The sequence below is a fragment of the Janthinobacterium sp. GW821-FHT03A03 genome (assembly GCF_059421435.1).
This window is the reverse complement of record NZ_JBWKUZ010000023.1, coordinates 20,258-44,365: the sequence shown is the minus strand read 5'-3', so window position 1 is coordinate 44,365 and position 24,108 is coordinate 20,258. Positions and strand designations below refer to the sequence as shown.

General features: G+C 67.0%; 17 protein-coding genes and 3 tRNA genes. 11 read left to right on the top strand and 9 right to left on the bottom strand.

Annotated features, from left to right (window positions below):
• Positions 1-111: 111 nt before the first annotated feature.
• The 5 genes from AC07VI_RS25960 to AC07VI_RS25940 form a co-directional block, all read right to left on the bottom strand.
• Positions 112-765 carry a hemerythrin domain-containing protein gene (locus tag AC07VI_RS25960; protein WP_143450730.1) on the bottom strand — a complete coding sequence of 218 codons (654 nt, stop codon included), beginning with the start codon at positions 763-765 and terminating at the stop codon, positions 112-114.
• A gap of 113 nt (positions 766-878) precedes the next feature.
• Positions 879-3,548 (bottom strand): bifunctional acetate--CoA ligase family protein/GNAT family N-acetyltransferase, encoded by a 2,670-nt coding sequence (locus AC07VI_RS25955; protein ID WP_172404816.1) that lies wholly within the window; start codon positions 3,546-3,548, stop codon positions 879-881.
• A gap of 116 nt (positions 3,549-3,664) precedes the next feature.
• A complete protein-coding gene (locus tag AC07VI_RS25950) occupies positions 3,665-4,657 on the bottom strand; it encodes a DUF2804 domain-containing protein (protein ID WP_086146986.1) in 993 nt (330 codons plus the stop codon).
• Positions 4,654-5,934: a winged helix-turn-helix domain-containing protein gene (locus tag AC07VI_RS25945; RefSeq protein WP_492993401.1), complete on the bottom strand. Its 1,281-nt coding sequence runs from the start codon at positions 5,932-5,934 to the stop codon at positions 4,654-4,656. The genes AC07VI_RS25950 and AC07VI_RS25945 overlap by 4 nt, the downstream gene beginning before the upstream one ends.
• 73 nt (positions 5,935-6,007) lie before the next feature.
• Positions 6,008-7,372, bottom strand: a complete 1,365-nt coding sequence (locus tag AC07VI_RS25940; RefSeq protein ID WP_492993399.1) for a sensor histidine kinase — start codon at positions 7,370-7,372, stop codon at positions 6,008-6,010.
• Positions 7,373-7,621: 249 nt separating this feature from the next.
• Between AC07VI_RS25940 and AC07VI_RS25935 the strand changes: the two genes are divergently transcribed.
• Positions 7,622-9,766 carry a TonB-dependent receptor domain-containing protein gene (locus AC07VI_RS25935; RefSeq protein ID WP_492993397.1) on the top strand — a complete coding sequence of 715 codons (2,145 nt, stop codon included), beginning with the start codon at positions 7,622-7,624 and terminating at the stop codon, positions 9,764-9,766.
• Between the two features lie 62 nt (positions 9,767-9,828).
• On the opposite strand, the gene AC07VI_RS25930 is transcribed toward AC07VI_RS25935, so the two are convergent.
• Entirely contained in the window at positions 9,829-10,497 is a 669-nt protein-coding gene (locus tag AC07VI_RS25930; RefSeq protein ID WP_086146982.1) for a response regulator, read from the bottom strand.
• 23 nt (positions 10,498-10,520) lie between these two features.
• Positions 10,521-10,892 (bottom strand): YajD family HNH nuclease, encoded by a 372-nt coding sequence (locus tag AC07VI_RS25925; protein WP_034755042.1) that lies wholly within the window; start codon positions 10,890-10,892, stop codon positions 10,521-10,523.
• Between the two features lie 281 nt (positions 10,893-11,173).
• On the opposite strand from AC07VI_RS25925, the gene AC07VI_RS25920 reads away from it, so the two are divergent.
• The 3 genes from AC07VI_RS25920 to AC07VI_RS25910 all read left to right on the top strand — a co-directional run bounded on the left by AC07VI_RS25920 (position 11,174) and on the right by AC07VI_RS25910 (position 19,403).
• On the top strand, positions 11,174-14,194 hold the full coding sequence (locus tag AC07VI_RS25920; RefSeq protein ID WP_253251961.1) for a PAS domain S-box protein: 3,021 nt from the start codon (positions 11,174-11,176) through the stop codon (positions 14,192-14,194).
• A gap of 207 nt (positions 14,195-14,401) precedes the next feature.
• Entirely contained in the window at positions 14,402-15,628 is a 1,227-nt protein-coding gene (locus AC07VI_RS25915) for an exonuclease SbcCD subunit D C-terminal domain-containing protein (protein ID WP_492993394.1), read from the top strand.
• A 16-nt stretch (positions 15,629-15,644) separates the two neighbouring features.
• The gene (locus AC07VI_RS25910; RefSeq protein ID WP_492993392.1) at positions 15,645-19,403 is read left to right on the top strand and encodes an AAA family ATPase; all 3,759 of its coding nucleotides are present in this window, start codon (positions 15,645-15,647) and stop codon (positions 19,401-19,403) included.
• Positions 19,404-19,419: 16 nt separating this feature from the next.
• Here the strand turns inward: AC07VI_RS25910 and AC07VI_RS25905 are convergent, their stop codons facing one another.
• Positions 19,420-19,587, bottom strand: coding sequence for a hypothetical protein (locus AC07VI_RS25905; RefSeq protein ID WP_172404765.1), 168 nt, complete (start codon positions 19,585-19,587; stop codon positions 19,420-19,422).
• Between the two features lie 178 nt (positions 19,588-19,765).
• Here AC07VI_RS25905 and AC07VI_RS25900 point away from each other — a divergent pair, with 178 nt between their 5' ends.
• The 6 genes from AC07VI_RS25900 (at position 19,766) to AC07VI_RS25875 (ending at position 22,621) form a co-directional block, all read left to right on the top strand.
• Positions 19,766-19,975, top strand: a complete 210-nt coding sequence (locus AC07VI_RS25900; protein ID WP_034755039.1) for a hypothetical protein — start codon at positions 19,766-19,768, stop codon at positions 19,973-19,975.
• 60 nt (positions 19,976-20,035) lie between these two features.
• Positions 20,036-20,863 (top strand): hypothetical protein, encoded by an 828-nt coding sequence (locus tag AC07VI_RS25895; protein WP_086146136.1) that lies wholly within the window; start codon positions 20,036-20,038, stop codon positions 20,861-20,863.
• 58 nt (positions 20,864-20,921) lie between these two features.
• Entirely contained in the window at positions 20,922-22,100 is a 1,179-nt protein-coding gene (locus tag AC07VI_RS25890; protein ID WP_099375545.1) for a methyltransferase, read from the top strand.
• Positions 22,101-22,146: 46 nt separating this feature from the next.
• Positions 22,147-22,223 (top strand) — tRNA-Met (locus tag AC07VI_RS25885).
• Between the two features lie 122 nt (positions 22,224-22,345).
• A tRNA-Met gene (locus AC07VI_RS25880) sits at positions 22,346-22,422 on the top strand.
• Positions 22,423-22,544: 122 nt separating this feature from the next.
• Positions 22,545-22,621, top strand: a tRNA-Met gene (locus tag AC07VI_RS25875).
• Between the two features lie 71 nt (positions 22,622-22,692).
• Here AC07VI_RS25875 and AC07VI_RS25870 read toward each other — a convergent pair.
• Positions 22,693-23,313 (bottom strand): hypothetical protein, encoded by a 621-nt coding sequence (locus AC07VI_RS25870; protein WP_492993389.1) that lies wholly within the window; start codon positions 23,311-23,313, stop codon positions 22,693-22,695.
• A gap of 276 nt (positions 23,314-23,589) precedes the next feature.
• Here AC07VI_RS25870 and AC07VI_RS25865 point away from each other — a divergent pair, with 276 nt between their 5' ends.
• On the top strand, positions 23,590-24,108 hold the full coding sequence (locus tag AC07VI_RS25865) for a sigma-70 family RNA polymerase sigma factor (RefSeq protein ID WP_086146139.1): 519 nt from the start codon (positions 23,590-23,592) through the stop codon (positions 24,106-24,108).

The following is a 24,108-nucleotide window of genomic DNA, read 5'->3' as shown; positions in this document are numbered from 1 at the left end:
CGCCGGATTTCTCCTATGACAGTACCAGCGCAGCGCCAGCCCGGCGCCGGCGCAAAACCAGGGACGGCGCCACGGCGCAAACGCCACGGCGGGGTGTGCGCTCGCTCCTGCTCAAGCCTGCGCGCGCAGCGGCTGCGCCACAGCAGGCACCGCGGCGGCATCGGCGGCATCGGCGTTGTCAGCCCTACCGCCAGGCGTTCCCGGTCCGGGCAACGGCGCTGGCAAAACAAAGGGCAGCACTTGCGCCTTGCCGCGGCGCGCCTCCTGTGCGCGCGCATCGTGGGCCAGGAATTGATAGGCGATGGCAAACCACGCTTCGCCCACGATAACCTTGCGGGCCAGGGCGAACAGTTCGCGCTCCTCTTTTTCCAGGCGCTGCAGCAAGGCCGTGCAAAAGGCGTCGATGGCCGCGCACAGCTGCCCGGCCTGCAGCTCGGACGTGTCGATGGCGGCGCCCGCGCGCTGCTGCACGACATTGATGCTTTCCAGCGCCGCGTGGTTCAAGCCGTTCAACTCATTGAGCAAGCCGTCGGCATGCGGCGTGGCCTGGCGGATGGCGGGAATCAGGTACATTTCCACCTTGCGCCAGTAGCCGCCCTGATACAGGCGGCTCAGCCAGTCGGCCGCGTATTGCAGCTGCGCCAGGTTCAGCTGACTCTGCTGGCGCAGCTGCGCATGCATGTATTTTTGAAAAGCTAACAAGCTCATGCGGATGCTGGCCTGTTCCACCGACAGGGAAACCAATATGTATGTTGCCGTAAGCATGCACTCACTCCCGAAAACGCGCTGGATGTATGATCCTGGAAGTGAAAGTGTAAAGACTACCGACAGGGCCGGGTTTGATCCTGCACAAACCCTCGGCGGGCTGCGCGCATTTTTCAGCGCGGCGGCCGCAAGCCGATATGCAGGTTGACCACGCCCGGTTCTTCCGACGGCGTGACCTCGCCGCCAAAGCTTTTCACCAGCCGCTGCATGCCCTTGTTGCGCGCCATCGCCTCGCCCACCAGCGCCTCCGTGCCGCGGCTGCGGAAGTAGTCGACCAGTTTTTCAAACAGGATGTGTCCGAGTCCCTTGCCCTTCAGGGCCGAGCGCACGGCGATGGCGAAATCGGCGTGGATATTGTCCGGGTCGGCCACGGCGCGCACCACGCCCAGGGTTTCCGGCTTGCCGTCCGGCCCCGTGTGGGTGGCGATGAAGGCCATGGCGCGGTCGTAATCGATCTGCGTCAGGCGCGCCAGCTGCGACACGGGCAGCTCGCGCATGGAGGTAAAAAAGCGCAGGCGCACGTCGTCCGGGTCCAGCGCGTGGAACAGGTCCATGTGCTGCGGCGCGTCCTCGGGGCGGATGGGACGCAGCAGAATCGGCTGCGCCATCCACGTCACCTGCTCTTCCAGCTCCTGCGGATACGGGCGGATGGCCAGGCGGTCGCTCTTCTGGCCCGGCTGCAGACGGATCCGCGCGTCGAGGGCGATCACGCCGTCCGCGTCGGCCACCAGCGGGTTGATGTCGAGTTCAGCCAGCTCGCCGATGTCGGCCACCAGTTCGGCCACCTGGATCAGCGTGTAGCAGATGGCGTCGATGTCGGCCGGCGGCTGGTTGCGGTAGCCGGCCAGCAGTTTCGACACGCGCGTGCGCGCCAGCATGTCGCGCGCCAGCACCATGTTCAGCGGCGGCAGGCCGATGGCGTGATCGGCCGTCACTTCCACGGCGATGCCGCCCTGCCCCACCAGGATCACGGGGCCGAAGGCGGCGTCCGTCGTGACGCCGACGATCAGTTCATGCGACTGCGGCCGGCGCGCCATCTGCTGCACGGTAAAACCGTCGATCAGCGCGTCGGGACGCATGCGCCGCACGCGCTTCTCCATGGCGGCGGCGGCAGTGCGCAGGATGTCGGGCGTGTCGAGGTCGAGCGCCACGCCGCCCACGTCGGATTTATGGGCGATGTCGGGCGAATGGATCTTCAGCGCGACGGGATAGCCGATGTCCGCCGCCACGGCCAGCGCCGCTTCCACGTCGGCCGCCATGCGCGTGGTGGCCACGGGAATGCCGTAGGCGGCCAGAATCTCCTTCGAGCGGCATTCGCCAAGCACCGTCTGGCCGGCGGCCAGCGCGGCGGCGACGATTTCGCGCACCCTAGCGCGGCGCGGCGTGGCCGACATGGGCAGCTGCGCCGGCACCTGCATCAGGGTTTCCTGGTTGCGCCGGTACTGCACGATCTGCATGAAGCCATGCACGGCTTTTTCCGGCGTGTCGTAGGTGGGGATGCCGGCGCGATTAAAAACCTGGCGCGCGGGCGCCACGGTAGTGCCGCCCAACAGGCACGACAGCACCGTGCGCGAGGTGGCCTTGATCAGCGGCGTGACGGCTTCGGCGATGTCGATCGACGAAACCATGGCCGTGGGCGCGTGCAGCAGCAGCAGGGCGTCCGCCTGCGGCTCGTCGAGCAGGGGCACGATGGCGTCGGCGTAGCGCTGCACGGCCGCGTCGCCGGGCAGACCGACGGGGTTGTCATGCGACCAGCCCCGTGGCAAGGCCTTTTCCAGGGCGATCACGGTGTCGGGCGACAGTTCGGCCAGCTTGCCGCCGCTGCCCACCAGCGCATCGGTGGCCATCACGCCCAGGCCGCCGCCGTTGCACAGGATCGCCAGGCGCTCGCCGCGCTGCGAGCGGATGTGCGTGAGCGTTTCCACGGCGTCGAAGAGCTCTTCGGCCGAATACACGCGCAGCATGCCGGCGCGGCGGATGGCCGCGTCGTACACGGCGTCCGAGCCGGCCAGCGCGCCCGTATGCCAGGCCGCCATGGCCGCGCCTTCCGCCTCGCGTCCCGCCTTCAGCACGATGACGGGCTTGCTGCGCGCGGCTGCGCGAGCCGCCGACATGAATTTGCGCGCCGCCTGGATGTCTTCCATGTACAGCAGGATGGCGGCCGTGTCGACGTCGCCGGCCAGGTAGTCGAGCAGGTCGCCAAAATCGATGTCGTAGCTGCCGCCCAGCGAAATGAACTTGGAAAAGCCCACGCCGTGCGCATTGGCCCAGTCGAGCACGCCGGACACCAGCGCCCCCGACTGCGACACGAAGGCGATCTTGCCCTTGCTCGCGCCCAGGTGGGCGAAGCTGGCGTTCAAGCCCAGTTGCGGCACCAGCAAGCCCATGCTGTTGGGGCCGAGGATGCGCAGCAGATGCGGTTTCGCCGCCTTCAGCATGGCCAGGCGCAGCGACTGCTCGCGCACGGGGTCGAGGCCCGACGTCATGACGATGACGGCGCGCGTGCCCAGCGCCCCCAGCTCGCGGATCAGGGCCGTGATGGTGGCCGGCGGCGTGCAGATGATGGCCAGGTCCGGCGCCTTGGGCAAGTGCGCCAGCTTGCGGTAGCATTTCAGGCCCATCAGCTCGTCGTACTTGGGATTGACGGGCCAGATGTCTCCCTGGTAGCCGCCGCCCAGCAGGTTGTACAGGGCGATGGCGCCCGGCTTGCGTTCGCGCGCCGTGGCGCCGACCAGGGCCACCGAGGCCGGCTTGAACAGCTTGTCGAGATTACGGATACTCATGTTCTGGCCTCATGGATTGCCGGAGCGGGATTGCCGGAGTGGCTGCGCCAGTGTATAGGATGCATTGCCAAAAAAATTTGACTTTGCAAAGCGTTTCACGAAAAAACCGCGCGCGCCTACCAGCGCGAGCGGTGGCTTTCCGTCACGCCCGCCAGCTGCGCCACGATGCGCTTGGGACTGTCGGTGCTGGCGCGCACCCAGCCGCTGAACGTGCCGATGGGCTGGATGTAGCGGCTGGCGGCGATCCACAGGTTCTTGTCCTCGCGCCGCGCTCCTTCCGGCCTGAAGTGCAGGTCGAGCAAATCGTCGTCCGTCCACACATGCCACGGCGCCAGCGGGTTATCGGGGTTGAAGTCGAAATGCGCACGGCCCAGCGGATACAGCAGGCCATCGAGCCACAGCGCGTTTTCATGCGCGCCGAAATAGCCGGCCTGCAGGTTGAAACCGAGGTCCAGGCTGTGCGCCGAGGCCCAGCGCCATTCCGTCTCGCGCGCCAGCAAGCCGTTCGAGTAATCGAAGCTGGCCACGCCGTCGTCCAGGCTGTAGCCGACGGCGCCGCAGCGCACGCTGCCCCACAAGGGCAGGCCGCCCGACTTTTGCGTCGCATGCACGCTGCCGCCCTCGCCCACGGGCCCGACGGCCAGCAGGGTGGGCGCCACGGGCGGGCCGCATTCCGCATCGATGCCGAAATGGCCGCAATCGAGCTGCAGGCGGTAGCGCTGCTGCGGCTGCGCCTCGATGGAGATCAGGTGCGAGAGGAAGCGAAAACGGCTGGAGGCGCCGGCATGCGGCGCCACCGTGGCGCACAGGCCGGGGATGCCATCCTGCGAAAAGCTGGCCACGATCTTGCCCTTGTGGCGGTCGAAGGCGTAGGCGAAGGCCGTGCTGGTCCAGCCCAGGTCGACGATGGCCACGCCGCAGAACACGGCGGGCGTGGACAGGGCCACGTAATGCCAGCGCTTGTGGTGGAACAGACGCCAGAGTGCGCCGCGCGCGTGCGGCGGCGCCAGCGCGGCCCAGTCGAAGGCGTTCAATTGCCCCGTGTAGCGGCCAAAACAGGGCACGCCATCGGCGTCGAGCAGGTCGGGCGGTGCCGGTGGCAGCGTCATGCGGCCCGCCTTTCCCCGTGGCCGTCCTGCAGGGCGGCGGCCAGCTGCGCACCGAAGTCTGCCGGCTGCGCTTGCGCAATATCAATCTCCGGGCAGGCATGCCAGAGCGCCAGGCGCCGCACGGCGCCGGCCACGTCCTGCGCCAGGCGGGGGCTCAGGCGCACGCCCTCTTCCAGCGCCAGCGACTTGATCTCGAAGCGCCCCTGCGCGCGGTGCGCCTTGGCGTCCAGGCGCCCCACGAGCGCGCCGCGCCGCAAGATCGGCAGGGTGAAATAGCCATAGCGGCGTTTTTCAACGGGCGTATAGCATTCGAGCCGGTAGTCGAAACCGAACAGTTCCAGCGCGCGGCGCCGGTCCCACACGACGGGGTCGAACGGCGATAAAATCGTCGTCAGGGTGGGTGCCAGCTTGCCGGCGGCGGCATGACGCGCCAGCTCCGCGTGATCCGCATGCACATAGACGGCGTCTGCCCAGCCGTCCACCGTGCAGCGCAGCAGCGTGCCCTCGTCCACCAGCGCCTGCAGATCGTGGGCCAGGCTGGCGCGCGCCTGTTTCGTGCGGAAGTAGTCGCTGATCCAGCCGGCCCGCGCCAGCCCCAGCGCCTTCACGCTGGCCAGCAGCAGACGGCGGCGCACCGCGTGCGCGGACGGCAGCTGGCTGTCATCCCAGCCCGGCAGCACCCGTTCGGCCAGGTCGTAATAGCGCTGGAACCGATGGCGCTTGGCGATCATCAGCACGCCCGACGTAAACAGCACTTCCAGCGAGCGTTTTTCCGGCTTCCAGCTCCACCAGCCGCCCGCCTGGCCATCCGTGCGTTCAAAATCGGCCGAACGGGCGGCGCCGTTGGCGCGGATGTGGTCGAGTACCGCCGCCACGGCGTCGCCCTGCTCGGCCATCCATTTGACCGAATACTTCCAGCCCATGGCGGCCGGGTCGAGCATGCGGTGGCGGTACAGGCCATAGTCTTCGATGGGCACGAAGCAGGCTTCATGCGCCCAGTATTCGAACAGCGCGCCCTCGGCCAGCAATTGCTCCAGCCACGGCTGCGGATAGTCGCCCAGCCGGCTCCACAGCACCAGGTAGGGGCTGCGCGCCACCACGTGGATGGTGTCGATCTGCAGCACGCCCATCTGGCGGATGGCGGCCAGCACGTCGGCCTTCACGGCTTTTTTACGCCGCGCCTGCAGCAGGCCCTGGGCGGCCAGGTGCAGGGCGCGCGCGGCGGCCAGCGATAGCGGGGGGAGCTCGGGAGGAATGGAGAGATCTGGACTGTGCATAACAGAAAGATACCGCATTCCGGACGCGCCTTGTGCGTTTTATCGCTATCGGAACGCGCAACCGGCGGCCACGCTACGTTGCGGGAAACACAAGCGTCACGGCCAGCCCCCTGCCCTGCAAGCCAAGGCCCAGAACAATCTGCGCGCCATGCCGTTCGGCGATGCGGCGCACGATGGACAGGCCCAGCCCGCTGCCGGGCAGCTGCGCGCCGCCCAGGCGCACGAAGCGCTCGAACGCGCGCTCATGCAGTTCTTCGGCGATGCCCGGTCCCGTATCGGCCACGCGCAGGTAGCTGCGCCCGTCTTGCACGCCGCAGCTGACGACGACGCCACCCGGCGCCGGCGTGTAGCGCAGCGCGTTCTCGACCAGGTTACGCAGCAGCATCCGCAGGCTGTCCGCATCGAGCGCGCACGGCGCCGGGGCAACGCTCACGGTCAACGACAGCTGATGCTGGTCGCTCCATTCCCGCCACTGCATGCCTTGTTCCTCCAGCAGGGCCGCCAGGTCGCCCGGCGCCAGCCGCGGCTCCTGGGACTGCGGGTCCAGCCGCGCCAGCGCCAGCAACTGGTTGACGAGGCGCGTGGCGCGCTCCACGCTGGCGCCCAGGGCGGCGATGAATTCCTCGCGCTCGGCCCCGCTGCGGGCCCGCTGCAGCACTTGCAGATTGGTCTTGATGGCGGCCAGCGGCGTGCGCAGTTCGTGCGCCGCATCGGCCGTGAAGCGCTGTTCATTGTCGCGGCTGTGCCGCACCCTGCCGAACAGGCGGTTAATTTCCAGCAGCAGCGGATGCAGCTCGGCGGGCGCGCCGGCCAGCCTGACGTCGGCCAGCTCATCGGGCGTGCGCGCCGACACTTCCCCGGCGGACCCCTGCAGCACGCGAAACACGCGGTGGATGCTCCACCAGATGGCGATGGCGGCCAGCGCCGCCAGCAACAGGCCGAACAGCGCGATGCGGTAAAAGAAGCCGCGGCTGATGTCGTCGCGGTGGCTGGTCGGCTCGGCCACCAGCAGCTGCAGCGTGCGCTGCGGGTCCCACAGCGAGAACAGACGCCAGCGCTGGCCGCCTATCGTGGTCCAGGACAGGCCGTCGGGCGCGCTGCGCGACAGGGCGATGTCGGACGCCGCGTCATTGCGGTACAGCACGCGCTGCCGGGCGTCGCGCACCTTGAACAGCAGGTATTGGTGGGGATTGCGCTGGCCGCGCAGGGGCAGGTCGATCGGCCCCGTCAAGCCATGTTCGCGCACGTCCTTTTCCACCAGCGACAGCAGCAGATGGCCCGTCTCGGTCAGCGACTGGTCGAACAGCTCCTGGCTTTCCCGGCGCGCCTCCACATACACGATGGCGGCGCTGCCCGCCCACAGGGCCAGCGTCAGGCCCAGCAGAACCGTCAGCAGGGTACGCCGCAAGGACCAGGTTTTCAAGGCGGCAACGCTCATGCCGCCGCCAGACCGGCCGCTGTTTGCAAGCCCCTTGCGCTGACAGCCATCCGCATGGGCTGGGGCGGTGACGGGTGGGCATGATGCGGCCAGCTTGTTAAGAATCTCTTAAGAACTTCTGCGCATGCTCCGGAACGAAATATTTTTTGGGAAGCCATGGCCGCAATTGTAAATGATTCTTATTGCCTTCATGATTCCCATTCCCTCAGAAATACAGACCCGTAACCAATCAACCCTTCAGGAGTTTGCATGTCCAACCGCCCCCGCCGCGCGCACCTGCCGCGTTCCACCACGCTTGCCCTGGCACTTGCCGCCCTGTCCTGCCTGCCAGCCCATGCACAGACGGGTGCGCCTGCCAGCATGCCGGAAGTGGTCGTTTCCGCGTCCGGCTTCGAGCAGGATATCAAACAGGCGCCCGCGTCGATCACGGTGCTGACGCGCGAGGAGCTGTCGAAGGAACGCTTCGGCAACCTGACGCAGGCGCTGGAAAGCGTGGAAGGCATCGACGTGGGCGCGGCGGGCGACAAGACGGGCGGCATGAACATCAGCATCCGCGGCATGCCCAGCGACTACACGCTGGTGCTGATCGACGGACGGCGCCAGAACGCGGCCGGCAACGTCACGCCGAACGGCTTCGGCGGCACGCAGACGAGCTTCATGCCGCCGCTGGCCGCCATCGAGCGCATCGAGATCATCCGCGGCCCCATGTCGACCCTGTACGGCTCGGACGCCATGGGCGGCGTGATCAACATCATCACGCGCAAGGTGGGCCAGCAATGGACGGGCTCCGTCTCGGCCGACTATACCTTGCAGCAGGAATCGGACTTTGGCGACGTGAAAAGCGGCCGCTTCTACGTGAGCGGCCCCATCGCCAACGACCTGCTGGGCCTGTCCCTGCGCGGCAGCAAGCAGCGCCGCGATGCGGCCGACATCCGCTACAACGACGCGGCCGGCGCGGAACAATCCACCAGCATGGGCGCCAACCCCGTGCGCGCGGACATTGAAAACTTCGGCGCGCGCCTGGCGTTGACGCCGAACCGCTACCACACCGTCATCCTCGACGCCGACGCGGGCCGCCAGACGTACGACAATTCGCGCGGCCAGCTCGGCACCAAGACCGTGCAGGGCGGCTACGGCCCCGAACAGAAATACAAGCGCGACCAGTGGACCCTGTCGCACACGGGCCGCTTCGGCTTCGGCACCCTGGACAGCAGCTACATGGTGAACAAGACGGAAACCCTGGGCCGCACGATTCCACCGGGCACGCCGGGGGCCGTGGCCGGCAGCGCGCGCACGCTGGAAGTGGAAAGCCAGGTCTTCGACAGTAAATTGGTCATGCCTTTGGGCAAGCACATGGCGACCGTCGGCGCGCAATGGTGGAAAGCGGAAATGACGGACGGCGTGGCGCCGAAGAAATTCGAATTCACGCAAAAAGCCCTGTTCGTGGAAGACGAATGGCAGGCGCTGGAGCATCTCGCGCTGACCTTCGGCGCCCGCTATGACGATCACAGCATCTTCGGCGGCCAGACCAGCCCCCGTGCCTATGCCGTGTGGAACGCCACGACCAGCTGGACCGTCAAGGGCGGCGTCAGCAAGGGCTACAAGACGCCCCGCGTGGAACAACTGTCGCCGGGCATCAACGGTTTCGGCGGCCAGGGCACGATTCCCCTCGTCGGCAGCCCGAACCTGAAGCCGGAAACGAGCACGACGGCGGAAATCGGCGCCTACTTCGACAACCTGGCCGGCTGGACGGCCAGCGGCACCGTGTTCAACAATACCTTCAAGGACAAGATCACGACGGGCACGGGCCTCGTCAATTGCAGCTACCGTCCTTCGCCCAACCGTCCCGGCTGCGTCAGCTTCGGCAACTGGCCCAATGTCGATGCGTTCGGCCAGTCCGTCAACGTGGATGAGGCCGTCACACGCGGCGTCGAGCTGAACACGCGCTTTCCGCTGGGCAAGACCTTGTCGGCCAGCGCCAACTACACCTACACGGAAAGCGAACAGAAAAGCGGCAGCAATGCGGGCAAACCGCTGAGCGACACGCCCAAGCACGCCGTCAACGCCCGTTTGAGCTGGGATATCTCGCGCGATTGGAACGGCTGGCTGCGCGCCGAGTACCGCAGCGAGCGTTTCCGCGATCCGGGCACGTCGGCCGCCACGCGCGCCGCCAAGGCCACGCTGGGCGACTACAAGGGCTACACCATGTTGCACCTGGGCAGCAGTTACCAGTTGAACAAGCGCGTGACCCTGAACGCGGCCGTGTACAACCTGCTCAACAAGGACTTCATCGACTACCAGGCGTACCGCGCACCGGCCTTGAACTACGCCAACCGCTACGTCAACAGCCTGGACGGACGCCGTTTGTGGCTGTCGGCCACCGTGGACTTCTGATGATGTAAGGCGTCATCCGCGTCTGCATCGAACGGGCTGCCCAAGGGCGGCCCGTTTTTTCGTCAAGCCGTTTGCGCTTTATCAATACAGTAACCGATCGCATGCACGGTGCGTATCAAATCCCGCCCCAGCTTCTTGCGCAGGTGGTGGATGTGCACCTGCACGGCATTGCTTTCCACTTCGCCGCCCCAGCTGTACAGGTTTTTCTCCAGCTGTTCCCGGCTCAGGACCCGGCCGCCGTGCTCCAGCAGCAATTGCAGGATGCGGAACTCCTTCACCGTCAGGGTCACGGGCACGCCCCCCTGCGTCACCTGCCGGTCGGCGATATCGAGCACCAGGTCGCCATGCACGAGATTTTCGCGCAGGCGGCCGGCGGCGCGGCGGCAGGCGCTGCGGATGCGCGCGGCCAGTTCATCGAGGTCGAACGGTTTGACGATAAAGTCGTCGGCGCCCGCGTCCAGGCCGGCGATGCGCTCGCCCACCTGGTCGCGCGCCGTGACGACCAGCACGGCGCCGCTGTAGCCATTGTCGCGCAGCACGCCCAGCGCCTGCATCCCATCCTGCCCCGGCAAGCCCAGGTCGAGCAGGATGCAGCCATAGTCGTGCAGGCGCACGGCCGTGTGCGCGTGTTCGGCGCTCGTGACCCAGTCGACGGCGTAGCCGCCCTGTTCCAGGCCGATCTGCGTGGCGCGGCCCAGCTGCGGGTCGTCTTCGGTCAGCAGGATGCGCATGGGGGGGAAGCGGCGCGGGCCGCTCAGTCCTTCTTCTTGATCAGGCCGGCCAGCGCGGCGAAGGGATTGTGCGTGGCGGGCGCCACCTCGGCCGACAGCAGGCCGGCACCACGGTCCGCCTCCAGGTAGCGCGAGTGTTCGTTGTCATGGCAATACAGGCACAGCAGCTCCCAGTTGCTGCCGTCGGGCGGATTGTTGTCGTGGTTGTGGTCGCGGTGGTGCACCGTCAGCTGCTGCACGTTGGCACGCGTAAATTCGCGCATGCAGCGGCCGCACACCCACGGATACATCTTCAGCGAACGCTCGCGGTAGCCGCTCTCGCGCTGGTCGGCGGCGCGGCGCGCTTCGGCCACGATCTTGTCCAGTCTTGCCGCGTCGGGCTTTTTACTCTGCATGACAACTTTCGATATGGAAGGAAGAAGCGCCTATTTTAATGAGGATGGGGGCGCAATTGTACTTTTTCTGCCACTGCGCCAGCCCGTGCCGGGGGTGGCGTGCTTTTTTTAACGTGCGCGGCACCACAGGTACTTGATTTAACGCAAAATAAGGCCAGCGACAGACCACGAGCAGACGATGGGAGTGACGGCAACAGCTTCAGCGCAAGGCCGCTTATTTCGGCTATCATGCGCGCCACGCCTCACTTCCCCTTTTCCATGACCCTAGCCTGCAAGCGCCCGTGATATCGATAACGAGACCCCTGCAACGCCTTGCCAGCCGCCTTTACGGCATCAGCCTGGTTCCCCTGTTCGCACTGCTTTTGCTGCTGGTGCTGTGGGGCGCCGTCATCTACCAGATCGGCCAGGAACAGACCAGCGCCGTGCGCGACGCCGTGGCCGGCAGCCAGTCGCTGGCGCGCACGCTGGCCGACCATACCAGTTTCATCCTGCGCCAGACCGACCATGCCACGCAGCTGTTCAAGCTCAAATACGAGGAATCGAGCGGCAGCCTGCGCCTCAATGAATTCACGCGCCGCCAGGGCCTGCTCGACAGCGTGCTGCCGTCGAAACTGGAACTGCCGATCGCGCTGGTCGACGCGCAGGGCAACGTGATCGACAGCGCCAACGCGTATTTTCCGGAAAAGCTGGCCAGGCAAGCGTTCTTCCGGACGCTGGCCGCCAACCCGGCCGACACGGCCCTGGTCGACACGCCCATGCTCGACGTGGACAGCAAGCACTGGACCATCCGCATGGCGCGCCGCCTGAACGATGCCCAGGGACGCTTCGCCGGCGCCATCATCATCCACGTCGACCCCACCTATTTCGTCGACGACTACGACCGCCTGAACCTCGACGAACACGATGCGCTGATGCTGGTGGCGCGCGACAGCGGCCTGACGGTGGGACGCATCGGCGAGCAGCTGCTCATCAGCGACCGCATCGATTTCCGCATGCCCGGCGCGCCCCTGCACGCGCCCGAGGAACTGGAGATCGAGCCGCCCGTCGACGCCACCTCGCGCATCTACAGCTACCGCGAACTGCCCCGCTATCCGCTGCTCGCCGTGGTGGGCGTGAGCCGCGCCACCGCCCTGGCCCGCTTCGAGCATCGCCGCCTTGCATATCTGGGCGCGCTGATCGCCGCCAGCGTGCTGATTGCGGGCTTCACGGCACTGCTGGCGAGCCAGAGCGCGCGCCTGCGCCGCAGCATCCGCCAGGCCAAGGAAACGCAGGCCCTGCTGCGCGCGGCGCACCAGGGCAGCCTCGACGCCGTGCTGCTGCTCAAGGCCTGGCGCCCGGCGCCGGGCAAGCCGGTGGAGGACTTCATTTTCGCCGACATCAACGAACGGGCCGCCGACATGCTGGGCAAGCCGCGCTCGGAACTGCTGGGCCAGCGCGTGCTGCCGCAGGTGCCGCTGCTGCGCGGCGAACGCTTTTTCAAGCGCTTCGTGCTGGTGATGGAAACGGGCCAGCCGCTGGAAGACGAATTCGAGCTGAAACTGGCCTCGGGCGGCACGCGCTGGCTGCGCCACCAGGTGGTGCCCATCACCGACGGCGTGGCCGTCACCTCGCGCGACATCAGCGCGCGCAAGCACGACGAACTGGCGCTGCAGGATAACCGCAGCTTCCTGCAGTCGCTGATCGACCACCTGCCGGTGCTGGTGTACGTGAAAAGCGCGCGCCCGGAAAACTTCGGCCAGATGGAAGTGTGGAACAAGGCCGCCGAGGACATTACCGGCTACCTGGCAGACGACGTCATCGGCAAGACCGACTGCGCGGCGTTTCCTGCCGATTTCGGTCTGCACGACGCGCAGGATGACCGCGCCATCCTGGCCGAGCGCGGCGTCATCGACCATAGCGAAAAGCCGCTGCGCCTGCCAGATGGCGGTCTGTGCTACCTGCACGCCGTCTCCGTGCCCGTGTTCGACGAGCGCCAGCAGGTCGAGCATATCCTGTGCATCGCCGAGGACATCTCGCAGCGCCGCCAGCAGGAACTGGAACTGCGCCAGAAACAGGCCGAACTGGCGGCCGTCAACGACGCCTCGCCGCTGGGAGTGGTGCGCCTGGACCGCCAGCGCCGCTGCACTTACGTCAACCGCACCTTCGAAGCCATCACGGGCCTGCCGCGCGCCGCCGCCCTGGGCGCCGGCTGGACCAGCGCCCTGCATCCGGACGACTATCCGCGCATGCACGTGGCGCTGGAGCAGCTCACGCGCAGCCATGCGCCGTTCCAGTCCACCCTGCGCTGCCTGCACCGCGACGGCAAGCTGGTATGGGTTTCCGTCAAAATCGCCCCCATCCTCGTCGACGGCCGGATCGAAGGCTACGTGGGCAGCCTGGACGACATCACCACCCTGCGCGAATCGGAAGTGGCGCTGCTGGAGAGCGAGGCGCGCCTGCGCACCATCGCCGACACCCTGCCGGCCATGATCGCCTACATCGACGCGGACCAGGTCTACCGCTTCCTGAACATCGCCTACGAGCGCGAATTCGGCCTGACAGGCACCCAGGTGCTGGGCAGGAGCGTGCTCGAGACGGTCGGCGCAGCCCGCTACCGCACGGTGGCGCCGTATATCGAAAGAGTGCTGGACGGCGAGACCCTGAGCTTCGAGGAGGAGGACGAAAAGGAAGGCATCGAACGCTGCATGGAAGTGATCTACATCCCGCAGATCGGTGAAGACCGGCTGCAGGTGGTGGGATTTCACGTGATGCGCCAGGATATCACCGTGCAAAAGCGCGAAAAACAGCGGCTGCTGAAACTGGCCCAGGTCGACGCGCTCACGGGCCTGTCGAACCGCGCCGGCTTCCAGCAAAAGCTCAGCGACGCCATGCACGCGAGCCGCCAGCAGCAGCACCTGATGGCCGTCATGTACATGGACATCGACCGCTTCAAGCCCGTCAACGACACGCACGGCCACGGCACGGGCGACGCCCTGCTGCGCGCATTCGCCCAGCGCCTGACGCAGACCATGCGCGCCACCGACATCATCGCCCGCCTGGGCGGCGACGAATTCACCATCATCATGGAGCAGATCACCCGGCCCGACGACGCGGCCGTCCTGGCGGGAAAAATCGTCGCCGCCATGCAGCAGCCGTTCGAGCTCGACGGCATCACCGTGCGCATTTCCGCCAGCATCGGCCTGGCCTTCTACCGCGACGAAGACATTTCCCCCGCCGTGCTGCTGCAGCGTGCCGACGTGCTGCTGTACCAGGCCAAGCAGGATGGGCGCAATACCTACAGGGCCGGCGTGCTGACTGCTTGAGCACCTGAGAAAACGTCCATGGCTGCGTTGCAGTGCCTTGCCGTACTATTCGTACTGCCTACGGCACTACGCCTTGCCCTGAACGTTTTTCAGGCACTCTGGATGTATCGATAAAAATCGAAAACGCTCTTCGAAATTCGTTCAACTCTCCAGTACCTGCCTCATTTCAGCTATATTGGCGCCTGTCTTCCCTACCCTTGCCCCATCATGCGCCTGCTGCACACTTCCGACTGGCATCTGGGCCAGACCCTGCACAACTATGAGCGGGGCTACGAACACCAGCGCTTCCTCGACTGGCTGCTCGACACCCTCGTGGCCGAACAGGTCGACGTGCTGCTGGTGGCGGGCGACGTGTTCGATAACGCCAACCCGTCGGCCGCCTCGCAAAAGCAACTGTATGTATTCCTGCAGCAGGCGCGCGCGCGCCTGCCCGCGCTGCAGCTGGTCATCGTCGCCGGCAACCACGATTCGGCGGGCCGCCTGGAAGCGCCGGCCCCCCTGCTGGCCGCGCATGGCACCCACGTCATCGGCCACCTGCTGCGCGATGCAGCGGGCAATATCGACCTGGAACGCCTGCTGCTGCCGCTCACCGGCAGCGATGGCCAGGTGCGGGCCTGGTGCCTGGCCGTGCCCTTCCTGCGCCCCGGCGACGTGCCGAAACTGACGGCCGGCGATACGCAGGACGCCTACCTGGGCGGCATCGCCCTGCTGTACCGCCAGCTGGCGGACCTGGCGCTGGCGCGCCGCCAGCCCGGGCAAGCCATCCTTGCCATGGGCCACTGCCACATGGTGGGCGGCGAAATGTCGAACGATTCCGAACGGCGCATCGTCATCGGCGGCACGGAAATGCTGCCCTCGGGGATTTTTGACGCCGCCATCGCCTACGCGGCGCTGGGCCATTTGCACAAGGCGCAGGCCGTGGGCGGCCAGGAACACATCCGCTATTGCGGCAGCCCGATCCCCCTGTCGTTTGCCGAAGTGAACTACCGCCACCAGGTGCTGTGCCTCGACCTCGACGGCGAGCAGCTACGCGAGGTGCGCGCCATCGAGGTGCCGCGCGCCGTACCCCTGCTGCGCATACCGGCCACGCCGGCGCCCATCAACGAGGTGCTGGCGCAGCTGGCCGCCCTCGACGTGCCGGACTCTCTCACCGAGGCGCAGCCGTTCCTGGAAGTGCGCGTGCGCCTGGACGCGCCCGAACCGGGCCTGCGCACGCGCATCGAGACGGCGCTCGACGGCAAACCCGTGCGCCTGGCGAAGATCGAAACATCGAGCGGCGCGCGCAGCAGCGCCCCCGAAAACATGACGCTCGACCAATTGGGCCAGTTGCAGCCCGACGATATCTTCCGCCGCCTGTACCAGCAAAAGTACGTGAAGGAAGCGCCGCCCGAACTCCTCTCGGCCCTGGCCGAACTGCTGTTGCCCGGCGCCTGAACATACCTGAAGAACCATGAAAATCCTCAAAATCAGCGGCAAGAACCTGGCTTCGCTGGCCGGCGAATTTGAAGTCGACTTCCAGCAGGAGCCGCTGGCGTCATCCGGCCTGTTCGCCATCAGCGGGCCCACGGGCGCGGGCAAGAGCACGCTGCTCGATGCGCTGTGCCTGGCCCTGTACGACGCCACGCCGCGCCTGCTGAAAGTGCTGGGCCGGGGCAGCGCCCTGCCCGACGTGGGCAAGGAAACCGTCGGCGCCCAGGATACGCGCACCCTGCTGCGCCGCGGCACGCCCGAAGGCTATGCGCAGGTCGATTTCGTCGGCAACGACGGCGCAAGCTACCGCGCGCGCTGGAGCGTGCGCCGCTCGCGCACCCGGGCCGAGGGCGCGCTGCAGGCGACCGCCATGAGCTTGCACCAGCTGCCTGCGCTGCAAGCGATCGGCGGCACCAAGACGGAAGTGAAGGAAGAGATCGAAAAGCGCATCGGCCTGTCCTTCGACCAGTTTACGCGCGCCGTGCTGCTGGCGCAAAACGAGTTTTCCACCTTCCTCAAGACGGAAGACAATGAACGGGGCGAGCTGCTGGAAACCCTGACGGGCAGCAGCATCTATACGGACATTTCCATGCGCGCCTTCGAGCGGGCGAAAAAGGAAAAGCAGGTTCTCGAACGCCTGGGCGAAAAACTGGCCGACCAGCGCCCCCTGTCGCCGCAAGAACGGGCCGACACCGAGGCGCAGGGCAGCGCCGCCGAAGCCGCCCTGCACACCGTCGATCTGCGCAAGACCGTGCTGGAACAGCAGCAGCGCTGGCACCACGAGACCGACAAGCTGCAAACCCAGGTGGCGGCGGCGCAGGAAGCAGTGGGCGGCGCGGATGCCGAACGTGCCGCCGCGCAGGCGCGCCAGACGGCGCTGGCGCAGTGGGAATTGCTGCAGCCGGCGCGTCCCCTCTGCGACGAGGTGGCGCGCCTGGCCGGCGACATTGCCGGCAGCGGCGCCGCGCTGGAAGCGTCGCGCCTGCAGGCGGCGCAAGCCGTGGCCGCCGAGGCGCAGCTGGCGCAGGCCGTGCAGCAGGCGGCAGCGGCCTTGCTGGCCCGGGAAGCGGCGCAGCGCGATGCGGCGCCCCTGCTCGACCGGGCCAAGGCGCTTGACGCCGGCATTGCGGCACAGGTGCCCGCGCACCGCCAGGCGCAAGACGGCGCCCGGGCCGCCGACCAGGCCAACGATTCGGCGCGCGCCGCGCTGCATGCGCTGCAGCAGCGCCAGCACGCCTTGCAGGCGGAACAGGAAGCGGGCCGCCTGTGGCTGACATCGCGCCAGCAATGGCAGGCGCTGGCGCAATCGTGGCAGTTGTGGGATCAATTGTTTGTCCAGGCCGGCCAGGCGGCCGCGCAAGCCGCTGCGGCCGACGCCGGCATGGCCGAGTCAAGACAGCAGGTGCGCCAGGCCTTAGACGCCACGCAGGCGGCGCAAGCGGCGCTGGCCGGCGCCGCCGCCGCCCTGGCCGTGCGCGATGCGCAGCGGCGCGAGGCGCTGGCGGCCGTGCAAGCCATCGATGGCCAGGGGCTGCAGGAACAGCGCGGCCAGCTGGAGGCGCACGCGCGCAGCTTGACCAGCGCGGAAAAGACCTGGAGCGAACTGGCGCGCCAGCAGCAGGCGCTGGCGCACTGGCAAGCCAGGGCGGCCCAGCTGGCGCAGGCCGCGCAAACGGAAAGCACGGCATTGGCGGCGGCAGCGGCGCAAACGCCGCTGCTGGAAGCGCGCCTGGCGCAGGCGGAAAAATCCTTGAAAGGCGCGGAAGCGGCATGCGCGGCCAGCGTCGAGCAGCTGCGGGCCAATTTGCAGGACGGGCAGCCCTGCCCCGTCTGCGGCGCGCTGGAACACCCGTACAGCCACGCCGATCACGCCTTGCAGGCGATGCTGGCCAGCTTGCAGGATGAAGTGCTGGCCTGCCGCACGCAGGCGCGCGGCAACCTGGAGCGGCTGGCCACGCACAAGGCGGCGCTGGCCGCGATGGCGCGCGAACAGGCGCAAACGAATGCCGAACTGGCGGCCCTGCCGCCCGCCATCGACAGCCTGAACGCACAATGGCAGCCGCATGCGGATACCCTGCAACTGCCGCAGGCAAACCAGCGCGCGGACTGGTTCGCGCGGCAGCTGGCGGCCAATGCGGCCGGTTTGCAGGCGCTGGCGCAGCAGGAGACGGCGCTGCGCCAGGCCGGCGCGCGGCGCGAGCAGGCGCAGGCGGCGCATGAACTGGCGGCCAGCGACCACGCGCGCTGCACAAGCACCGTCACCGACGCGCAGGTGCGGCTGGCGCAGCTGCAGGCGCAGCAAGCGGGCAATGCCGACAAGGCCGGGACGGCGCGCGCCGCGCTCGACGCCTTGCTGGCGCAGCTCGATGCCGCCTTTGCCGACGCCGACGGCGCCGAGGACTGGAAAGACAGCTGGCGCGCCGGCCCGGCCGCCTTCCGCGCGGCGCGCGAGGGGGAAAGCCGGCAATGGCTGAAACAGCAGGCGGACCAGGAACACCGCGGCCACGCGCTGGCGACGCTGGCAGCGCAGCTGGAAGCGGCGCTGCTGGGCGCCGCCAAGGCGCAGCAAACAGCGCAGGAGGCCAACGCCGCCTTTGCCGCCGCCGACAAGCAACTGGCGGCACTGCAAACCGAACGCAACGCGCTATGGCAGGGCCAGGGCGTGGCCGACGTCGAGCGCACGCTGGCAGGCGCCATCGCGGCAGCCAGAGAGCTGCTGGCGCAGCAGCAAACGGCGGCGCAAACGGCCGGCCAGCAGCGCACGCGTCTGGAAGAAGCGTGCGCGCAGCTGTCGCAGCGGCTGGCCGCCCTGTATGAACAGGAACACGGCGCCAGCGCCGCCCTGCACGACTGGCTGCGCCAGTTCCAGCGATCCCATCCCGACCACGCGCCCGCGACGCTCGACGATTTGCGCGCGCAGCTGGCCATCGCGCCGGAAGCCATGCGCGCCGAACGGGCCGCCCTGCAGGTGATCGCGGACCGCCACACGGCGGCCGTCTCCGTGCTGGCCGAACGCCGGCAGCAGCTGGCGGCGCACCTGGCGCAGCCGCCAGAGGGCCTGGAAAGCGACGCAGCGGCGCTGCAGGCCGCGCTCGAGGCACTGCTGCTGGAACGCCAGGCGGCCAACCAGGAAGCGACGCGCCTGCGCCTGGCCATCGCGCAGGACGACGCGCGACGCCACAGCGCGCAAGCGATGCTGGCGCAAATCGAGGCGCAAGCGGCGATCGAACGGCGCTGGGCCAGCCTGGATGAATTGATCGGCTCGGCCGACGGCAAGAAGTTCCGCAACTACGCCCAGCAATTCACGCTGGAAGTGCTGCTCGGCTATGCGAATGCGCATTTGCAGCACCTGGCGCGGCGCTACCAGCTCGAACGCATCGACAATCCGGACAAGCCCTCGCTGGGCCTGATGGTGCGCGACCAGGACATGGGCGGCGAACTGCGCTCCGTGCACTCGCTGTCGGGCGGCGAATCGTTCCTCGTCTCGCTGGCCCTGGCGCTGGGCCTGGCCTCGCTGTCATCGAACCGCGTGCGCGTCGAATCGCTGTTCATCGACGAGGGCTTCGGCAGCCTGGATACGGAAACCCTGCGCGTGGCCATGGACGCGCTCGACGGCTTGCAAGCGATGGGCCGCAAGGTGGGCGTCATCTCGCATGTGCAGGAAATGACGGAGCGCATCGCCACCCGCATCCTCGTGCAGCCGGGGTCGGGCGGCAAGAGCGTGGTGACGGTGCGCTAGGGAGTCAACTGGCGTATCAGCGCGGCACAGGCTCCCGGCACAGCCTGAGCAGATCCCAGCCCAGTTCGCGGCGAATCTGCTCGGGGTCGGGCGGGGGGCGGCGCAGTTCCAGCTCCGCTTTCAACCATTTCCTGACCAATTCCTTGCCAGGTTGTACAGGCTGTTCCTTGTCACGCTTTTCCATGATGCTACCTCTTCAATGGCGGCCAGTCGGCCTCCTATATACGTTCAACGTCACGGCGCGGATTCAGTTGACCTGCGCGTGGCGCAGTTGCAACAGTATGTAACGATGGGCGGAGTGGGTTAGAATCCCGTCCTTCGCGTCGCCGACCGCTACGCCCCGCAACAGTTCAAGGAATCCCATGAAAGCCGCCCGCAGCCTCACCTTCAAGTGCGTCAAATGTCACAAATCCATGCAGGTCTACCTGCAAAAAGTCTCCGCCTGCTCGCATATCCAGCCGTATCAGGGCATTTGCGCGTGCGGCGAACTCAAGCGCCACGCCACGGGCCAGGCCGATGCCGTCAAGTCCTACCTGGAGTCGGCGGACGGTAGCTGGTCGCACCACCACTAATGGTTAAAGAATGGGACACGACTGCCGTTAACTGAGTACTTGCTCACTCGGAATTTGTTCATGTCCCAGCTTCCCGCCCTTGCCAGCCGTCAACCCGCCTCGACTACGCTGAATGGCCAGCAGCCGTCCCGCACGGGCGGCAGCGCCACCGGCCTGGCCGCCTCGCCCCTGATGCAGCGCACCGCGCAAGACGTGGTGGCCCTGTCGAAGAATGGCCTGGACCTGTCGGCCAAGGGACTGTCGCAACGCACCGATGCACTGGGCAACGCCACCGTCGACGTGGCGCAGGATTTTCTCTCCAACATGACGCGCCAGCTGTTCGGCGACGGCGCCAGCATCGCCTTCGATTCCGTCGACCTGCAGGCAGGCTCCAGCGTCAGCAGCGGCAGCACCAGCGTCTCGGGCACCAAAGGCAGCAGCCGCGCGGCCGCTTTCAGCCTCGATGAAAACGCGCATTTCGTCGGCAAGGGCAAGATCACGACGGCCGACGGCCAGACCTTCGACTTCGAAGTGGAAGTGCAGTATCAATCGAACATCAGCGCGGGCGTCCTTGAGCAAACGCAACAGGCAGCGGAGGAAGCCAGCTCCGCCGATGACGCCGCCCTGCCCGCCAAAGAGTTGCCCGCCACGACCTTCGCCGGCAATCTGCACGACCTGTTCAAGCTGCTGGGCCAGCAATTGCAAGGCAATCTCTATCAGGGCAAGTCCGATGGCGCCAGCGCCAGCGGCAACGATGGCGACCTGGCAGGCAGCCTGAGCTTGCGTTTGCTCAAGCTGGTGCGGCCGGACGCGGCGGTCAAATCCGACAAGGAAGACCAGGCCCGCGCCCGCGCGCTGGCACTCGCCTATGGCACGGACACTGCTAACGGCACGGCCAGCGACGTATAATGGAAGACGGCCTGCGCAGGCGACCATGCCGCGCGCCCCCTTCTATCGATTGAAACCCATGTCCGACACTTCTTCCCCTACCGTTCATCCGCAGATCCACTGGAGCGAAAACGGCGCCGAACATTCGGCCCGCTGGCGCTCGGAAAGCGGCATGCCGCCGCCCAGGCGCGTCGTCATCGCCGACGACCGCACGACGGCCGACCAGGCCTACCGCCTGGCCTGCGAAGGCACGGCCATGCTGTGGCGCGGCGACTTCCAGAACGCGCGCCAGTTGCTGCAGGCGCTGGCGCGGCGCGCCGACCACAAGAACGACAAACCCAGCAAAAAGGCCAAGGCCGCCAAGCTGGCGAAACCCGAACCGACCGCCACGGAAGCATTCCATCTGCACCGCCAGGCCCAGTCGCAGCGCGCCCGCACCCTGGCCATGCTGCTGCTGCCGTTCGATGCCGACTACACGATTCCGCTGCGCCGCGCGCCGGACGTGAAACTGGCGTGCAATGAAGCGTATGGCCGCGGTGAAGAGGCGTTCGTCGCCTCGCTGCGCGAACTGCTGGGCCTGATCGGCGCGCATGAATGGCGCCGCACGGGCGTGGAACTGCCGGCCCTGGGCCAGCGCATCCACCCGCATTACGGCGTGTTTGCGCCCATCCGCGGCGAATACGTGGGCCTGGTGGCCGATGCGCCCCTGCCGCCGCGCGCCAGCCTGGCCTTCGACATCGGCACCGGCACGGGCGTGCTGGCCGCCGTGCTGGCACAGCGCGGCGTCGCCCGCATCGTCGCCACCGACCAGGACCCGCGCGCCCTGTCCTGCGCGCGCGAGAACCTCGCCCGCCTCGACTTGCAGGGCAAGGTCGACGTGGTGCAGGCCGACCTGTTCCCTGCCGGCCGCGCCCCGCTCGTCGTGTGCAATCCGCCATGGCTGCCGGCCCGCCCCAGCTCGCCGATCGAGTACGCCGTCTACGATCCGGACAGCCGCATGCTGCGCGGCTTCCTTGCCGGTCTGGCCGACCACCTGGAGCCAAGCGGCGAAGGCTGGCTGATCCTGTCGGACCTGGCCGAGCACCTGGGGCTGCGCCCGCGCGCGCAATTGCTCGAATGGATAGAACAGGCAGGCCTGAAGGTCGTCGACCGCCTGGACGTGCAACCCACGCACCCGCGCGCGCAGGACGCCACGGACAGCCTGCACGCGGCCCGCTCGCAGGAAATCACCTCGCTGTGGCGCCTGGCGGCGGTGTAATCCAGTCAGCCATTGCGCATTGCAGCAAACCCCGCTATAATTCGCCTGCGGGGTGGAGCAGTCTGGCAGCTCGTCGGGCTCATAACCCGAAGGTCACAGGTTCAAATCCTGTCCCCGCAACCAGATACCGGAAAGCCGCTGATTCTTGCAAGAGAATCAGCGGCTTTTTCCATTCCGGACCAGTATGTCCTGCAAGCCACGTCATCCGCCCTTTCGCAATGCAGCAAACCCGGTTATAATTCGCCTGCGGGGTGGAGCAGTCTGGCAGCTCGTCGGGCTCATAACCCGAAGGTCACAGGTTCAAATCCTGTCCCCGCAACCAGATACCGGAAAGCCGCTGATTCTTGCAAGAGAATCAGCGGCTTTTTCCATTCCGGACCAGTATGTCCTGCAAGCCACGTCATCCGCCCTTTCGCAATGCAGCAAACCCGGTTATAATTCGCCTGCGGGGTGGAGCAGTCTGGCAGCTCGTCGGGCTCATAACCCGAAGGTCACAGGTTCAAATCCTGTCCCCGCAACCAATGCATAAAAACCGCTGATGCCTGCAAGGGCTTCAGCGGTTTTTTCATTCCGGGCCTGGTCTCGCCCGCACTTACGCGGTGACGCTGGCCCTGATCTGCCTGGCCGCCGCATGCAGGCTGGCCGCCACCCGTTCCAGCTTGTCCGTTCCCGTCGTTTCAGACAGCGCGGCAAATGCGCTGATATGAAACGTGGCCACCATGGCCGGCGACACTTCCAGTTCCAGCGCCGCCTTGCTCAATTCCGTCGACGCCTCGAGGTAAGGCTCGCTGCCCGCCTCGAAAGCCTGCTTGGTTTCCAGCAATTCCTGGCCGCCTTCCGCCCTGGCCAGGCATGCATCGACCTTTTGCTGAAAGGCCGGCAAAGTGTCGCGCACGGGGCCGGGTTCAGGCGCCGGTTCAGGCGCCGGCTCCGCTGGCGCCTGTACAGGAGCGGCTGCGGCCGGCTTGTCCGCCGTCGTCATATCGTGCATGGTGAGCCAGCGTTCGACCGCCAGGAAATCGGCAAACGGCTCGGTCACCTTCGGATTCATGAGCCAGACCTCGCCCGTGCGCCAGTCGATCTTGACGCCGCGCTCATTTCTCGCCAGTAAAATATCCTTGCCGCCATCGGCATTGGAAACCCGGCCGATGTCGATCCAGTTCATCAGTTCCGCCTGGCGCGACATCGCCTGCACGCGATGGAAGTAGGCCAACCATAAGAATCTGGCGACCAGGAGAACCAGGGCACCGCCAACCATCCACATCATTTTTTCGCTCCGCGCCACATCGACAGCCCGCATTTTCTCACATGAAAGCTTGCGCCAAGGAAACTTTTACATCTGCCGTGCGCAGGCGCAAATCCCTCGCTGCAGGCGGCCCGGGCGCAGTCGCATTTCAGCAACGCCGCGTTTTCCCGATTGCCCGGCGTGCGCCGCTGCGCTATCATGAGAACAATTCTCATTTAGATTAAGATATCCCATACCGCACGCATGCTGTCCGCTCCTTCCCCGCCGTCCGATTTCCAGGCCCTGTATGCCGAGCACCACTCCTGGCTGCAGCACTGGCTGAAGCGGCGCCTGCACGATGCGGGGCTGGCCAGCGACCTGGCGCAGGATACCTTCCTCAAGATCTTCGTTGCGCGCAGCAGTGCCGGGATCGCGCAGCCGCGCCCCTTCCTGGCCACCATCGCCAGGCGCCTGCTGGCCAATCACTGCCGGCGCGAAGAGCTCGAACGCGCCTACCTCGACGCCCTGCTGCACCAGCCGCAAGCCTGCACGCCGTCGCCGGAAGCGATGTCCCTCCTGCTCGAATCGCTGCAGTTGATCGACCGCGCGCTGGAGCAGCTGTCCGCCAAGGCCAGGGCCGCCTTCCTGCTGGCCCACCTGGACGGCATGAGCTACGCCGAGATCGCCGCCGAACTGGACACCACCACGCATTCCGTCAAAAAGTATCTGAGCAAGGCCAATCTGCTGTGTTTTTTCGCCGTGCCCGATTTTGCCGCCCCCTGA

Excerpts from the sequence above, each read along its gene's own strand:
- AC07VI_RS25960 (WP_143450730.1), bottom strand. The coding sequence starts at position 765 with ATGCTTACGGCAACATACATATTGGTTTCCCTGTCGGTGGAACAGGCC.
- AC07VI_RS25955 (WP_172404816.1), bottom strand. The coding sequence starts at position 3,548 with ATGAGTATCCGTAATCTCGACAAGCTGTTCAAGCCGGCCTCGGTGGCC.
- AC07VI_RS25950 (WP_086146986.1), bottom strand. The coding sequence starts at position 4,657 with ATGACGCTGCCACCGGCACCGCCCGACCTGCTCGACGCCGATGGCGTG.
- AC07VI_RS25945 (WP_492993401.1), bottom strand. The coding sequence starts at position 5,934 with ATGCACAGTCCAGATCTCTCCATTCCTCCCGAGCTCCCCCCGCTATCG.
- AC07VI_RS25940 (WP_492993399.1), bottom strand. The coding sequence starts at position 7,372 with ATGAGCGTTGCCGCCTTGAAAACCTGGTCCTTGCGGCGTACCCTGCTG.
- AC07VI_RS25935 (WP_492993397.1), top strand. The coding sequence starts at position 7,622 with ATGTCCAACCGCCCCCGCCGCGCGCACCTGCCGCGTTCCACCACGCTT.
- AC07VI_RS25930 (WP_086146982.1), bottom strand. The coding sequence starts at position 10,497 with ATGCGCATCCTGCTGACCGAAGACGACCCGCAGCTGGGCCGCGCCACG.
- AC07VI_RS25925 (WP_034755042.1), bottom strand. The coding sequence starts at position 10,892 with ATGCAGAGTAAAAAGCCCGACGCGGCAAGACTGGACAAGATCGTGGCC.
- AC07VI_RS25915 (WP_492993394.1), top strand. The coding sequence starts at position 14,402 with ATGCGCCTGCTGCACACTTCCGACTGGCATCTGGGCCAGACCCTGCAC.
- AC07VI_RS25910 (WP_492993392.1), top strand. The coding sequence starts at position 15,645 with ATGAAAATCCTCAAAATCAGCGGCAAGAACCTGGCTTCGCTGGCCGGC.
- AC07VI_RS25905 (WP_172404765.1), bottom strand. The coding sequence starts at position 19,587 with ATGGAAAAGCGTGACAAGGAACAGCCTGTACAACCTGGCAAGGAATTG.
- AC07VI_RS25900 (WP_034755039.1), top strand. The coding sequence starts at position 19,766 with ATGAAAGCCGCCCGCAGCCTCACCTTCAAGTGCGTCAAATGTCACAAA.
- AC07VI_RS25895 (WP_086146136.1), top strand. The coding sequence starts at position 20,036 with ATGTCCCAGCTTCCCGCCCTTGCCAGCCGTCAACCCGCCTCGACTACG.
- AC07VI_RS25890 (WP_099375545.1), top strand. The coding sequence starts at position 20,922 with ATGTCCGACACTTCTTCCCCTACCGTTCATCCGCAGATCCACTGGAGC.
- AC07VI_RS25865 (WP_086146139.1), top strand. The coding sequence starts at position 23,590 with ATGCTGTCCGCTCCTTCCCCGCCGTCCGATTTCCAGGCCCTGTATGCC.